13 protein-coding genes are annotated in these 13,320 nt (G+C 60.5%); 6 read left to right on the top strand and 7 right to left on the bottom strand.

Annotated elements, in window-relative coordinates:
• Positions 1-22: 22 nt before the first annotated feature.
• On the top strand, positions 23-316 hold the full coding sequence (locus tag JE033_RS09490) for a helix-turn-helix domain-containing protein (protein WP_200331198.1): 294 nt from the start codon (positions 23-25) through the stop codon (positions 314-316).
• Positions 313-1,047 carry a hypothetical protein gene (locus JE033_RS09485; RefSeq protein WP_200331196.1) on the top strand — a complete coding sequence of 245 codons (735 nt, stop codon included), beginning with the start codon at positions 313-315 and terminating at the stop codon, positions 1,045-1,047. Before JE033_RS09490 ends, JE033_RS09485 begins: the two co-directional genes overlap by 4 nt.
• 30 nt (positions 1,048-1,077) lie before the next feature.
• Here JE033_RS09485 and JE033_RS09480 read toward each other — a convergent pair whose 3' ends face one another.
• Both JE033_RS09480 and JE033_RS09475 read right to left on the bottom strand, forming a co-directional pair.
• Entirely contained in the window at positions 1,078-1,890 is an 813-nt protein-coding gene (locus tag JE033_RS09480; protein ID WP_200331194.1) for a GIY-YIG nuclease family protein, read from the bottom strand.
• On the bottom strand, positions 1,887-2,333 hold the full coding sequence (locus JE033_RS09475; RefSeq protein ID WP_200331193.1) for a hypothetical protein: 447 nt from the start codon (positions 2,331-2,333) through the stop codon (positions 1,887-1,889). The genes JE033_RS09480 and JE033_RS09475 overlap by 4 nt, the downstream gene beginning before the upstream one ends.
• Positions 2,334-2,768: 435 nt before the next feature.
• On the opposite strand from JE033_RS09475, the gene JE033_RS09470 reads away from it, so the two are divergent.
• Genes JE033_RS09470 through JE033_RS09460 form a run of 3 tightly spaced genes read left to right on the top strand, consistent with a single transcriptional unit; the run spans position 2,769 to position 5,781 of the window.
• Positions 2,769-4,484 (top strand): class I SAM-dependent DNA methyltransferase, encoded by a 1,716-nt coding sequence (locus JE033_RS09470; protein ID WP_200331192.1) that lies wholly within the window; start codon positions 2,769-2,771, stop codon positions 4,482-4,484.
• Complete coding sequence (locus JE033_RS09465; RefSeq protein WP_200331191.1) at positions 4,481-5,548, top strand: hypothetical protein; 1,068 nt, start codon at positions 4,481-4,483, stop codon at positions 5,546-5,548. Before JE033_RS09470 ends, JE033_RS09465 begins: the two co-directional genes overlap by 4 nt.
• Complete coding sequence (locus JE033_RS09460) at positions 5,548-5,781, top strand: helix-turn-helix transcriptional regulator (protein ID WP_200331190.1); 234 nt, start codon at positions 5,548-5,550, stop codon at positions 5,779-5,781. Before JE033_RS09465 ends, JE033_RS09460 begins: the two co-directional genes overlap by 1 nt.
• Before the next feature lie 60 nt (positions 5,782-5,841).
• Here JE033_RS09460 and JE033_RS09455 read toward each other — a convergent pair whose 3' ends face one another.
• The 5 genes from JE033_RS09455 to JE033_RS09435 form a co-directional block, all read right to left on the bottom strand.
• Positions 5,842-6,279, bottom strand: a complete 438-nt coding sequence (locus JE033_RS09455; protein WP_200331189.1) for a hypothetical protein — start codon at positions 6,277-6,279, stop codon at positions 5,842-5,844.
• A gap of 104 nt (positions 6,280-6,383) precedes the next feature.
• The gene (locus tag JE033_RS09450) at positions 6,384-7,493 is read right to left on the bottom strand and encodes a hypothetical protein (protein WP_200331188.1); all 1,110 of its coding nucleotides are present in this window, start codon (positions 7,491-7,493) and stop codon (positions 6,384-6,386) included.
• 130 nt (positions 7,494-7,623) lie between these two features.
• On the bottom strand, positions 7,624-8,139 hold the full coding sequence (locus JE033_RS09445) for a hypothetical protein (protein ID WP_200331187.1): 516 nt from the start codon (positions 8,137-8,139) through the stop codon (positions 7,624-7,626).
• A gap of 2 nt (positions 8,140-8,141) precedes the next feature.
• Positions 8,142-12,467 carry an RHS repeat-associated core domain-containing protein gene (locus tag JE033_RS09440; RefSeq protein WP_200331185.1) on the bottom strand — a complete coding sequence of 1,442 codons (4,326 nt, stop codon included), beginning with the start codon at positions 12,465-12,467 and terminating at the stop codon, positions 8,142-8,144.
• Positions 12,468-12,824: 357 nt separating this feature from the next.
• A complete protein-coding gene (locus tag JE033_RS09435) occupies positions 12,825-13,010 on the bottom strand; it encodes a hypothetical protein (RefSeq protein WP_200331184.1) in 186 nt (61 codons plus the stop codon).
• A gap of 14 nt (positions 13,011-13,024) precedes the next feature.
• Between JE033_RS09435 and JE033_RS09430 the strand changes: the two genes are divergently transcribed.
• Positions 13,025-13,318 (top strand): hypothetical protein, encoded by a 294-nt coding sequence (locus JE033_RS09430; protein ID WP_200331183.1) that lies wholly within the window; start codon positions 13,025-13,027, stop codon positions 13,316-13,318.
• Positions 13,319-13,320: the final 2 nt, after the last annotated feature.

Below are 13,320 nucleotides of genomic sequence, written 5' to 3'. Positions count from 1 at the left end.
ACAAGTACCTCATACTGGTGTCATGGCCAGGATTCCCTCCCCCGCTGCGGCACACATCGGCGCGACCGTCACCTCGCTGCGCAAGAGCCGAGGCTTGACGATCGATGACCTCGCCTCGAAGACGAGGATCGACAGCGCGAACATCCGGTCCTACGAGGCAGGCCGGGCCCTGGTGGGCCTGCACTCGCTGGTCAAGATCGCCACTGCGCTGGACGTGGAGCCGGGGTTGTTGTTGGAGGGCGTGGAACTGTCGATGTTCGAAAGCGCGAGTCCGCGTCGCGAATCGGCAGCGATTGAAAGCTCCGCACGAGCATGAAGCTCACCTACAAGAACGAGCAGGACATCGTCGACCTCGCATCTGACGTCGACAATTCGGCAGTGTGCTTCTACCCGGCGGAGAGCGAGCTGGCCCACAAGTCCCTGGCGTCCCTTCGCAGCGGGGACCTTGACCAGCGTGAACGCCCCGATTTCGAGGACCTCGCTTCGTCGATCCTCCTGGAAGCGATGGCGGTGGATGACCACCCGCGGCCCGGCAAGAAAGACAGGACGCGAGCACGCGAAAGTGCTGTGCTCCGGGAGATCAAGGAGCTCGGTCTCAAGGTCCACAAGGACGTAACCGTTACAGCTTCCGTGAGCAGCGGGCTCCCGACCGACCAGGATCACAACTACCGGGCCTACGTCGAGCAGTTCACGCGCACCGTCTCCGATCATTCTCGCAAGGTGGATGCGTACCGGAAAGAGCGGCCGGGGTTCGACCTCGGGTTCCTGATCTTCGATGAGGCCACGGCCTACTACGAGACGCTGGGCGCATTCGGACGTCCTGGCACGGACAGGCCGCACTTATGGTTTGCCGACGCGGCTTTCGTGGACGTGATGAGGCAGTCCGGCGTGGACTGCTTCGTCTGGGTGACGCCATACAAGCTCTTGCGAACCGCTGATGCCGGCGAGATCCCGCTCCCGACGATCACCCTCATCGACGTCGCTCTGCTCGAACAGGCAGAGCCCCATGTCTACAGCGCACAGCGCATGGTGTCTGCCGAAGTGTGACGCCAGTTCGCGCGCGAACCGGTATCCGGGTCAGTTCCGGTTCAGGCCATGTCTTCGCGTGTCCAGCGCCTGCTTGAAGTGGCTCTCTGCCGCATCGATCTCCCGCGTCGGTGTCGACGGATCAAACACGCGGAGCAGGGAGAACCGGAAAGTCGAGCGGTCCAGGCCTCGCAGCTCGACGTTCCCGCCGTGGCCGTTGGTGGCGTAGGCGTTCCAGCGCTGGCGGATGCTCTCGGCACCATCGGCCTTGCCCACGTAGTGCCGTCCGTCGAGAGTGTCGGTGATCAGGTAGATGCCGACCACCGAGGACAACGCCGTGCGCCACGCCGCGTAGCGGTGCTCCCGCATGACAGCTTGCAGCTGCGCATGGTCCAGGATGAGTCGGTCGAATCCCGGGAATGGGACGGGCTGCGCGTCGGCGATCTCCATCACGGGATACCCGGCTGCCGTCGGCCCGTTGAGCCTCCACGTGCGCGGCGACCGCCATCCGATCACCAGCCTGTTCCTGAGGTCCGCCAGGTGCTCAGAGACGGAAAGGTCGAATCCGCGCAGCACACCGTCGTTGGACAGCTCGCCTCGGTTCTCCACGACGCCCCAGAGCCGGGCGCGGTCGCCACCCTCCCGAAGGAAGACAACCCAGAGCGCCGGCGGAGCCACCGGGAAGACCCGCGGGTTGGCCGACTGCGTGGCCGTGTAGACCAGGATCTCGTCGTCGGTCGAATCCGCATGGATGCCCCGGAGCCCCGAGTCCTCGTGTTCGCGCACGTAGGCGTGGCGGATGACCTGCACCTGGCTGGGATCCAGACCAGCGCTGCCCAGGATGGGGCCGAGCGTCAGCGTCATCGCAAGTTCTCCTCGTTGAGCGCGCCGACCACGAGATGCCGATGGACGATGTCGTGGTCGACGTGCCGATTCCGCACGATGCGCTTCGAGCGCACGAGGAAGTCCGACTTCTCGATCACGACGAGGCGGAGCGAATGCAGGGGCACCAGTTCCCGCTTGCGCGCGTCATAGAGCCGGCGCTGCTCCCCCCGGCCAACGCCAGACACGGTCTGGCGGCGATCGAAGAACGGCGACGGCTGCGAGTGCTGCTCCTCTTGGAACTCCACCACGAGCTTCAGCGCCGGCCAGTACGCGTCCACCGGCAGCTTGGTGCCCAGGGGACGCTTCGGCGAGGGATCACCGCGAAGCCACTCGAACGTGGACTGCCTGAGGCCGTGGGCACCGAGGACGTCGTCGCAGAGGTCTAGGACATAGTGCTCGTCCGACGTTGATCTGCCAGCCATCTGAACATCCTCCCAGCACATGCTCTCAAGCTACGCGACAGCCTGAAATGGCGTGGTGCCCGATAGGCTCAGTGCCACGGAGTGCGTGGACATCGGTCGCCTGAACGGCGTGCAGATCCGAGTGCCTGCCGATGATCGGTACCGCACGAGCTCGGTATGTGGCGGCGACTATGAGCCGGATCCTGCCTTCGGCTCGGACCGGCACGGCGCGAGAATCGATTCGTGTGCCCGAGCACGGCGTCCAGATCCTGGTGGACCCGTTCGAGCGCCTACAGTCATTGCAGTAGTGTGATTGACAACTAAATGATGCAATCAATCTGAAAGCGAGCCTACTTGAGAACCGAAGATCAGGTACGGGACCTAGCATCGGAAATTCTCGGATTGGCGGGGGTTTCCACAAAGGTCGCCAGAAGCGGGGTCGGTCAGATCACGACCATGAATCAGCTTGGCTTCAAGGGTGAGGGTGCTTCCAACAAGCCTGACGGCTGGTACCTTCCCATCGACAAAGGCACGGTCGCGCTGGTACTTGAAACTAAGGCCACCGACTCTATGTCGATCGACGCCCCGGCGCTGCGGGTCCAGGTGGAGAAGTATTGCGCCACCGTTCGCACGCAGTACGACCTCGTCGTCGGTCTCGTGTACGACGGGGAGCGCACTCGGGCATTCGTCAATGGAAAGCCTCTGGACGTGCCTGATGAACTCCAGCCCAAGGAGTACTACTTCTCCAAGCTCACTGATCGACCCATTGATAAGGCACGGATTTACGAGCTAACTCAGCGCATCAATAATTCACTCCATGGCGACTTCGGGATCAAAAACCTATACCACCGTATGATCTTCACGGCATGCGCTCTGGTCGCTCGGAGGTACGATGCTGTCCTCGTTCGCGGCATGGACTACAGCGAGTTCCACAATGGCATCTTGAACGCGTTGAACAAGGCGATCCGGGCGGATCTGCAGCAGAACGCGAAGCTCTCTTTGCTGTCCGAGGTGTATTCGGACATCAAGATGAACGTCTCGACAGACGTGGACGACCCGCGCGCAGTCGCTCGCCTTACGAACCTGATCGGGGACTTTATTGACTGGGTTACGGAGATTTCTGGCCTGATCAACTCGAACGCGTGGAACGGCGAAGATGTGATGGCCATATTCTTCAACGAGTTCAACCGGTATAAGAAGAAGAGCGAGTCGGGTCAGGTCTTCACACCTGACCACGTCACGGGTTTCATGTACCGGCTGCTCGGCGTCGACAAGAATGATCGTGTGCTGGACGCGTGTGCTGGCTCTGGGTCCTTCCTTGTGAAGGCTATGAGTAACATGATTCGCGAGGCCGGAGGTGTGAACACGACCAAAGCGAAGCAGATTAAGGCTCGGCAACTTTACGGCATCGAGTTCGACCGAGAGATTTACGCTCTGGCGTGCGCGAACATGCTAATCCACAAAGACGGCAAAACAAACCTTGTTCACATGGACGCCAGGACCGAGTCGGCGGGTAGCTGGATCGAGCAGACTCGAGCCACAAAGGTGCTGATGAATCCGCCGTATGAAAACAAGTTCGGGTGCATGGAGATCGTTGAGAACGTCCTCAGCAGTGTGGAACGAGGCACTCTATGCGGGTTTATATTGCCAGACAAGAAGCTTGACAAGACAAGCAAGGGGCGCACGTCCCGCATCCAGCGGAACCATCGCTTGCTCAAGGTCGTCAAGCTCCCGGAAAACCTCTTCTTTGGGATCGGCCTAAGCACGAGCATCTTCATCTTCGAGGCGGGAAAGCCGCAAGATGGGAAGAAGTTCTTTGCCGTCAATATTGAGGACGACGGTCTGATCACCGTCAAGAACCAAGGCCGCCATGACGTTCGCGGCAAATGGCCTGCGCTCGAGGATTACTGGGTCGATGCGATCGAACGGCACGATGATAGTCGTTTCGGCACGGGCCAGTGGGTTGACCCCGCGGAAAGCCTCAGCTGGCAGGCACCGGCGAAGCCGTTTGTCCTCACGAAGGAGGACATTGCGCGCACCGCGATGGATTATGCAATGTATCTGCGCGGCGTCGATCCGAAAAGCGCACGTGAACGCTTGGGGGCGATCGCGATGTACTCGGCGGAAGTAACCGAGACGACTTCTGCGGTGCAGGTGGAAGTACCAAAGTGAAGCGCATCGACACAAGCTCGTGGGGTGAATTTCGGGTCGTGGACTTCTTCGAGCGCATGGAGCACGGCAAGTGTGGAAACGTGGGCATGCTTGCCGACGGAAGCCTGCCGTATGTCGGGACTAGCACATTGAACAATGGCAGATTGCGTTATGTTGAGGACCCTGATGGCTCGCTGACTAGCGACGGAAACTGCATCGCACTCATTTGCGACGGCAACGGCAGCATCGGCCGAAACACCTACCAGGCAGACCCGTTCGTAGGTAGCGTGAAACTAATGCTGGGGTATCACTCGCGCTTAAACGTTTGGAACGGTCTCTTTCTCGTTGCTTGCCTCGACAAGAGTGTCGACGTATTCGGGTACAACTTCGCCTGGAAGCGCTCAGCCGACACGCTGAAGGCCGAGACCGTTCGGCTTCCGATCACGCTCGCCGGCGAGCCTGACTGGGGGTTCATGGAGACGTTCATGCGTGAGACTATGGATAAACGGGAGCATGCCTTGGCAGTGCTTTCGGCTGTGCCCGACAAACCCGCCCACGCTGTTGATACAACCGAGTGGCTGGAATTCAAAGTCACCGACTTGTTCACGAAGATTATCCGCGGCAATGGCACCGGAGCAGGATCGTTCTTGGATGGAGATGTTCCGTACATCGCAGCGAGTTATGCCAACAATGGCTACGTCAGAGGTGTGCAGGACGAGGACGGGTCGCTGACGAGTGAGGGCAATTGCATCGCAATGATCTGCAACGGCAATGGAGGAGTCGGTCGCAATACGTATCAGGCAACCCCGTTCGTTGGTAGCGGTGATCTGCAGCTGGGTTACCATCCGCGATTGAATGAGTTGAATGGGCTGTTCCTTGTGGCATGTCTTGACAAGAGCGTCGAGCGCTATAACTACAGCTTTTCGTGGAAGCGTAATGGAACAGTTTTCCAAGACGAGACGGTCTTCTTGCCCGCGACCTCATCTGGCGAACCTGATTGGGAGTACATGGAAACGACGATGAGAACCATCATCGCCGAGAGAAATGCGGCTCTCGATCGTCTGGTCATGCTCGAGGTTGGCTAATGAGCCGCGCGCCTGGTGAAGCGCGAGGATTCGGCAAGACAGTCCAGACTGCTCGCCTCGGTCACGGCTGGTCGCAAGGTGATCTCGCCAAGCAAGCTGGAGTGTCCCGACCAACTGTGTCGCGGATTGAACTGGGTCAGGAGCCATCGGTGAAGACTCTTCGTCGAATCGCTGATGCACTTGGACTAGTGGTCGAGGTGAAGCCCGAGGGCGGCACTCCGCCGCGACCCTGATTCAAAGGCTCCGGCCAGCAGGCTAGGTGGGCCAGGCGCTCGAGCCACGGGGCCGTGACCTCAAAGCGCTGAAGGGAACTGGGGCGGGTTCTCGTCAATGATGTCGTGTTCTTCCCGCTCGAAGGCGTCCCAGAGCAGGTTCGCCACGATGACCAGCGACAGGGCTACGTACGCGAAGCTTCCGGCACTGATACCGCTCAGGATCCAGGCGATGACGTGCACGTAGAGCGGGGCGCAGTCGAGCACCAGGTTGGCGAGGACGAAAACGGACACCGTGAGCACGACCGACATGACCAGGGACGCCAAGACATGCGCGCCGGCCTCGTTGAGTGCGCGTACCTTGATCCTCTCGACCTCGCGGTTTCGACGCAGGATCCGTTCGCGCCAAGTGACGATCTGGGCGAAGGCACCGATCAGCGCAGCCGACAGCAGAGCAGCGCCGGCGAGCAGCTGATCGGCCTTGGTAAGTTCGACGCGAAACGCGACCATCAGGATCATCACGGCTGCCGGAACGCCGAAGAGGATGACTCGCGTCCAGCGGTCCGGCTTCTCGTCCTGAGCGCGAGCACGGCGGAGCTTGAGCCCTTCGCGGAGTCCGCGGACTAGTGGCCGAAGATCGAAGCGCTCAGACATTCCTCCACCTCATACGGATCGAGCCTGCTGAGATGCAGGCCGTCCTGCATCGCGATCGTGTGCAGCCTGGCAGCAACCTTCTCGTAGTAATAGAGGATGCTGGGTTCCCCGTCGGACACCGGGTAGGTGAACACGTCGCGCAAGGTGTCCACGGCGATAGTGGTCGTCTCGTTGGCCTCGCTCTTGATACTGAGTGACACCTTGTCATAGCGGTCCCCCTCATCCTCGGCGAGCAGGTGCTCCTGCTCGAGCAAAGCAGAGACCTCCGACACTCCCTCATGGGCGCTGATGGAGTGGCCTTCGCGCATGCGTCCCCACCACGAGCGACCGACAGCCGGAGCGATCTGACGCTGATTCTCATCGACCAAACTGATCTTTAGCGTCCGTTCAACGCGATCAGCGGCTCCGCCCCGGTTCGACGCGACACGGCTGGTGAACGTCGCCGCAGCGGATTTGGCCCCACTGAGGATCTCCTCGAGGAAAGCATTGTCGGCGGCCTGCTTGTAGTCGAAGAGCAGCCGGGGCACCCCTGCAGCAGAAGGGGGTCTCTCCCCCGCGGCACGCGCGATCTCCCGCTGCCGCTCCTGGTCGGCCTGGATCTCCTGCTTCTTCCTCAGGCCCTCGTTGGTCAACAGCTGGAAGAACCGGCGCACGGCGTCGCGCTTGTGGATGGTCTGGCACACGACGACGAACCGTGACGCGCTCTCGGGAGAGAACACCAGCGTGATGCGGTGGGGCTGCTCGGCGGACCGATCCTTGATGTTCATCGGCGGTTCGACGACGTGCGTGGCATACCCGTGGCTACCGGTCTCGCCGACGGCGAGCTCGAGGTGGATCACTTCGGAACTGATCTCTACGGGGCCGGTAAGCGTTGCCGTGCGAGTCGGCCTCTGGGGCTCGCCGTCCACTGGCTCCCTCGGCGGGAACCGGAGCGTGTTCCTGGCAGCGAGGCGTTCGAGTAGCTCCGCGATCTCGTTCCGCACGTTCGAGGACGACGAGCAGTCCAGCGGCTGCTGATCCTTCTTGCGGTTCATGAACGCTTCGACGGTGAAGACGCGGAATCCATAGGCGCGTGGCATGGCTTCACCCTAGCGGCCGTCGGGGACACGACAGGAGCGACGAGTAGTCAAAGACAAGAAAAGCCTTCCCTGCGTGTGGATGCAGAGAAGGCTTTTCGCGGCTACTGGAATGATGACGCAGGCTGTTTCCCTACGCACCACTCCCGACCCAGATGAGCATCCAGAAGAAGATCATGACCGGCAGCCCGAGGATGAAGTCGAAGTCACTCGGGTTGGCCAGCTTCGATGGCTGGTAGGCCGCTTGTCGAACACCATCGAGCTTCCCGAATCGCTTCAGTTGGCGTTGGACGGCCTCAAACTTGAAATTGAGGGTGAACAGCGCTCCCAGAGGGATCGGGAAGATGAATGTCACAGCATCGGCAAGAGCTTGCGTAAGCGGCATCTGAGCGATCGAGTCGAGGGCGAGCACTCCGACCAAGGCAATGAACACCAACGCAATCCACAGGAAGAATCCTCGCCGGACTGCCTGGACAGTGTCACAGCGTGCTACGAGTCGCTGACGCTTCTCGTTGGCGGTTAACTCTGCGTTAGGGACGCGGAGCTGTTCACGCCACTGCCGGGCCAAGGCTTGCGATGTCGGTGCGTTGTATCTCTGATTGAACCAGTGCACCGGCATCGCTGCGAACGTGAGCAGTATTTTGTTCATGATCAGCACACCTCGCTTTCGAGAACTGTCGCTCCGAGGATGGCGTTGTCCGCCAACGCCACGCTGTCTGTTACTTGTTGCGACGCTCCTAGAGGCTTAATCGCAATAGCCGCTCCACTCACTGCCGTTGCGATGCCGTTTTTGATGCCACCCCATGGGTCGCCGTCTTTGAAGCTCCTGTAGGTCGCGATGCCTCCAAACGCCACGCTCGCGATGGCAAACGTGCTCGACATGGACTTGAGCCCAGGAATGAACTGACTCGAGAAAGAAAGCCCTCCCATCCACGTCGACCACTCGCTGGAGTGCTCATAAAGCGGTTCGATGATCTCCTTCATCGTGAGCAACCCCAGCGGATCAGACAGCTGCAGCGGGTTGCCGCTGGCGTAGCCATAGGGATCCAGCGTGGAGCCGATCAGCGGGTCCACACTGATGAACTGACCGACGGTCGGATCCAAGTACCTGTAGCGCAGGTAGATCAGGCCGGAGTCATCGTGTTGCTCGGAGGTGAAGCCCATGGCGCTCACATCAGCCCCCGCGGTGAGCAAACGCTCGCCGAATGCGGTGTAGGTGTACTCGGAGAGGACTGCGAGGTCCTGGTTGAGCACCGCGTGGACCGAGTTCATGCCATCGGTGACGGCCTGCTGAGTCTGGCTTGGATCAGTGCTCTCCAGCGGAGCCTGGGCCAGCAGAGCGCCATCCGGCGACCATAGGTACTTCATCTCGCCATCGGACAAGAGCTTCAGTCCTTGGTCGTAGACCTGGACAGCGTTGCCGACCTTCGTGCGGATTCCGTCGGCACTGTAGGCGAAGGTGGTGTCGCCCACCTTGGTCAGCTGGTTCAATGCGTTCCAGGTGTAGCCAATCGACAGTCCATCGGCGGTGGCTGTCGTCCGGTTTCCCCGTGCGTCGTATTCGTACGAAGTGGTGTCGTCGCCGTCTGCGGACTGGGCCAGTCGCCCGGAAGCTGCCTCGTAGGCGAGCTCGCGCTGGCCGGTGCCGGTGAGCAGGCGGCCATCCCAGGTGATGCTGTCCTGATCGATCGTTGCCAGAGCGCCGTTGTCGTTCCAGCCGAACTGTCGCTCAGTCGCGTCGATGGAGTCCGATCTCATGAGGCCAGAGGCCTCGTACTGGTAGCCGAAGTTCTTCAGGACAACGCCGGAGGCGTCCTTCCAGGTCTTGGATGACAGGCGCAGCCCATCGTGCTCGGTGGCGTAGCCCAGCCCACTGCTCGAGGACATCGAGTCAATCTGGCCGTCCGGGGTGTGCGTGAAGTCGTAGGCTTCGCCATCCCAGCCGATGATCTTGGTGGTTCGCCCGGCCAGGTCGGTCTCATGGGACACTGCGGTGCCATCGGCATAGATCGTCTTGGTGAGGTTGCCGGCAGCGTCGTATTCGTAGGAGACGTCGCGGTCGCCGCCAGTCCTCGATGTCAGCTGTCCAAAGCCGTCATACGCATAGAACACGCTGTTCCTGTTATGGGTTTCCTCGATCATGCGCCCAGCCTTGTCGAACTCGATCTGATGGCTTGGCTGACCGATTCCGGGGCTGACGTCCAAGCTGCTCGCGCGCTCCGAGGTGACGGTGTGGCCATCGGGGAACTTGCTGTCGGTAATCACGGTGTCGACCGAGCTGGACAACACTTTCTGTTCGACGGTGCTGGTTTCACCGTCGGGCAAGGTCGTGATGACTGTGCCGTTCTGGTATTCGTACGTGGTGACCAAGCCCTGCGGGTTCCTCCACGACGAGCGAAGGCCAGTGTCGCGGTCGTAGGCGAACTCGTCAGTAGATCCGTCAGGGTAGGTGATCTTTGTGGGATTACCTCCAGCGTCGTAGACGGCATTCTTCGTCTTGCCCCGGTTGTCGGTGACCGACGTGGGATTGTCTTGTGCGTCGTACTGGTACGCCGTGGTGCCTGCTGCATCGATGACCGAGAGGACGTTGCCCGCCGAGTCGTAGTCGTAGCTGGTGGCGAACTTCGCCTTCTTCTCGGCGGTGATGCCAGCGACATTGCCACCTGGCGACACGGTCTCGGCCAGCTGGCCGAGTTCATCGAAGGCGTGTGTGGTGATTGCACCTGTTGGATCGGTCAGCGAGGTCAATTGGCCAGCGCTGTCGTAGACAAGATCCGTGCGTCCGCCGAGCGGATTAGTCACGGCGGTGACGTCACCTTTGGCATCGACTTCATAGGACGTGACACGCGGAGCGCTGTCGTCAGTGGGGATGACTTTGGTTTGCGTTACGTTTCCACGGTCGTCGTAAGTGGTTTCAGTCCGTATACCCATGACGTCGACAGTCGCGGTCAGCCGGTGCTCGTCGTCATATTCATATGAGACGGTGCGGCCGAAAGTGCTTCCAGTGGTTTTCACGAGGTTGCCGTCAGCGTAGGTGTGAGCGTAACTCTTAGGTGATCCGTCGATGAGTTCTTCATCGGTCACATTGCTCGCGAGATCATAGTCACGCGAGAACGCAGCAGTCGGGTTCGAGGAGTCGGTGAACTCCCGAATTCGTTGGCGCTCGTCGTAGACGTAGGTCTTGATGACGTCGCCGGAGACGACAGTGTTGGTCTGCCGTTCGTACTTGAGCGTCCCGTAGCTGAAGTCGAGGACTTGGCCGTTCGGGAGGGTCTGCTTAATGACACGGCCCTGCTCGTCGTAGGTATTGGCGGTGACATCGCCCGTAGCGTTAGTCATCGCGGTGACGCGGCCTTGTGCATCGTAGATGTATTCAGCGGTGTGGCCGCCTGGGTCAGTGACGGAAATCAGGTTGCCGTCGACGTAGTCGTAGCTGACGGTTCGTCCCGTGTGATCGGTGACCGAAGCAAGCAGCTCGTCGTCCCATGCAAATGTCAGCGTGCGATCTCCTTCGGAGACCGAGTAAACACGCCCGTCAGAGTCATGGGAGACGGTGACAGTGTTGCGGTTGTTGTCCTTGATCGAGGTGAGCTGGCCCTTCTCGTCGAAGACGTAAATGAGGTTCTCATCCCAGCGGGAGAACTCCCAGCCGCTGTCAGTCTTAGCCAGGTCAGCCCGAAGGTTCTCAGCGAGAGCAACGTACTGGCCAGCGTTGTTGGCGAAGCGGGAGAGGTTGCCGGAGGGCTCCACAACGGTTGCCGCATTACTCGAGTCGTTGGAATCGATGTGCATGTCGTAGTTCATCGCCCAGCCGTTGCCGAAGGCACCTGAGGTGCCGAGTAGCCCGACCGCGTAGCGACGGGTGACCTCGAGGCCGATGCGTCCATCAATCTGCAGGTCGGAAATCTCTTCGTAGAAATTGCCGGACTGGGTATCGATCGGATCGCCAGCACAGAGCTTCAGGCAGTTGGCGCTATCTGTGGGGCCAGCCCGGGTCGCATCCACGTCAACGCTTTTGGGATAGGCGCTGAGAATTTCGCCGTAGTCGATTGCATCAACAGGGGGCCAGTTGGTCACAGTTTCGAGGTTGTAGCCGGCTGGCAAGGCTGCGACGCCGATGGCGTCGCCAGCAGCAGGAATAGCGCGGTTGAAGTAGCACGTGCGGCCTTCGCGGTCAGGTTCATCGGTGGCAATACATGGCATGCCGGCGGTGCTCACATTTTGGCTTCTCGCGTTGCCGTAGTTCTCGATCTTGAAGATGGCTAGACCACCGCCAGTGGCGAAACCGTCGAAGTTCCGCCAATGCTTGTCAACTTCGAAGTGAATCTGGTTTGTGCCGTTGTGGTTCTTTTTGTAGTAGACGTCGCGAATTTCTGGTCGGGACCAGTCAATGTTGAGCGTGGTTGTCTTATACGCGATGAGGCTGTCGGCGCTTTTGGGGTCAGCCATGTCGTAGCATTCGAAACCGTTGGACTTCTTGCCGTAGTACGCCAGGGTGAGCTCTCCGCCCGGATAGCGCATGCCAGTCTCGTCGAGCTGCAAGCTGTACAGCGGTTCCCCGAACGCGTCGGTCTCACCACTGTCAGGTCCAATATCGGCCCACGAGGATTTGCCATCAGCGTCAGTAGCAAGTACCCAGGCGCTGAAGTGCGAGCACTTTTCAGCGTCAGGCAGGTCAGCAAAGCTGATCATGGTGCGATAGTCAAGTTCCTGCGTGCCGCCAGTCTGGAAGTAGGAACGGCCACCGTCGGGCGTGGGGATAACGGCATCGTTGTCGGACGTTGTAACAGCCGTCTCGGGATCGATGGCTTCTGCGGGCTGGTCCGGAGCTAATGCAGCATCCTCAGTGTCGGGGATGGCAGCGGAGGATGGTTCCTCTGGGCGATCCTGCACGGCGGCCGCGGCGGGCTCGGGAAGATCCGCTGGTGTCGCGAGTGCTGCGATTGGCGTAAGTTGCGTCAGGAAGACGCTAGCCACGAGGCTGCTTGCCAGCATCGTCATCAGCCGAGCCCCGGAGCTCGGCGATGCTCGGCGCAGTGGAGCGCCGGGCTGATTGAAATATTTCAATTTGGGATCACCCTGTTGAGTTGTAGGTAGGCGCGGTGCTTCTCGCCATCTAGGCATGATGCAGAGCACCGGCGATTCGCAGGGCAAAGCTATGCGTTTGCTATGCCAAGAATCATTAGACTGTATTGCGGCAGGTCAAGTACAGCCGACTCGCTTCAGCGTTCCGAGGCACTTTCGCTTTCGGGATGCACGCGCGTCGTGTCACCTAGGTTTGCGACTCTACGATCGCGCTGCTTTGCTTCGTGGACAGACAGCGAAACTGTCGCCTCAGATACGGGCGAGCGAGGCCGCGACCGGGGCGATGAGGCTCGGGTCGCTGGAGTCAACAGCGCGCACGCTGTTCGCCCGCCGGTCAACGACGTGCTGGCTGATACTGGAGGCCGCCGCTGCGGACGAGCCGTCGAGGGTGGCGAGCATGCCCCCTCGCCCATCGGCGAACTGTTCACGATCCACCTTGACAACGTCGTTTGCGCGACGATGGCGGACGTGATATTGGATGCTCCGGTAGAGATCACCGCACGACCCAGGACTACGGGATCGACGCGCTGATCCTGGTCACCGGCGCTGGCGGTGAGGCATTCGAGATCGTCGTCCGGGAGAGCCCGATCGTCGACTGCCTTCTCGACGCGAACAAGAGAACTGCCGCCCAGGATCTGACGGGCCAGCCAAGCCACCCGGAGGAAGTGGGCCTTACGCTCCGGTTGCTTGGAAGCCTCCTCTTGGCCGACACCATCGCCCACTACGAACACCAAGGTGCTTAGTC

Source organism: Leucobacter sp. L43 (assembly GCF_016597785.1).
GTDB classification, from domain to species: Bacteria; Actinomycetota; Actinomycetes; order Actinomycetales; family Microbacteriaceae; genus Leucobacter; species Leucobacter alluvii.
The sequence above is the reverse complement of the archived record's forward strand: the minus strand, read 5'-3'. Positions and strand labels throughout refer to the sequence as shown.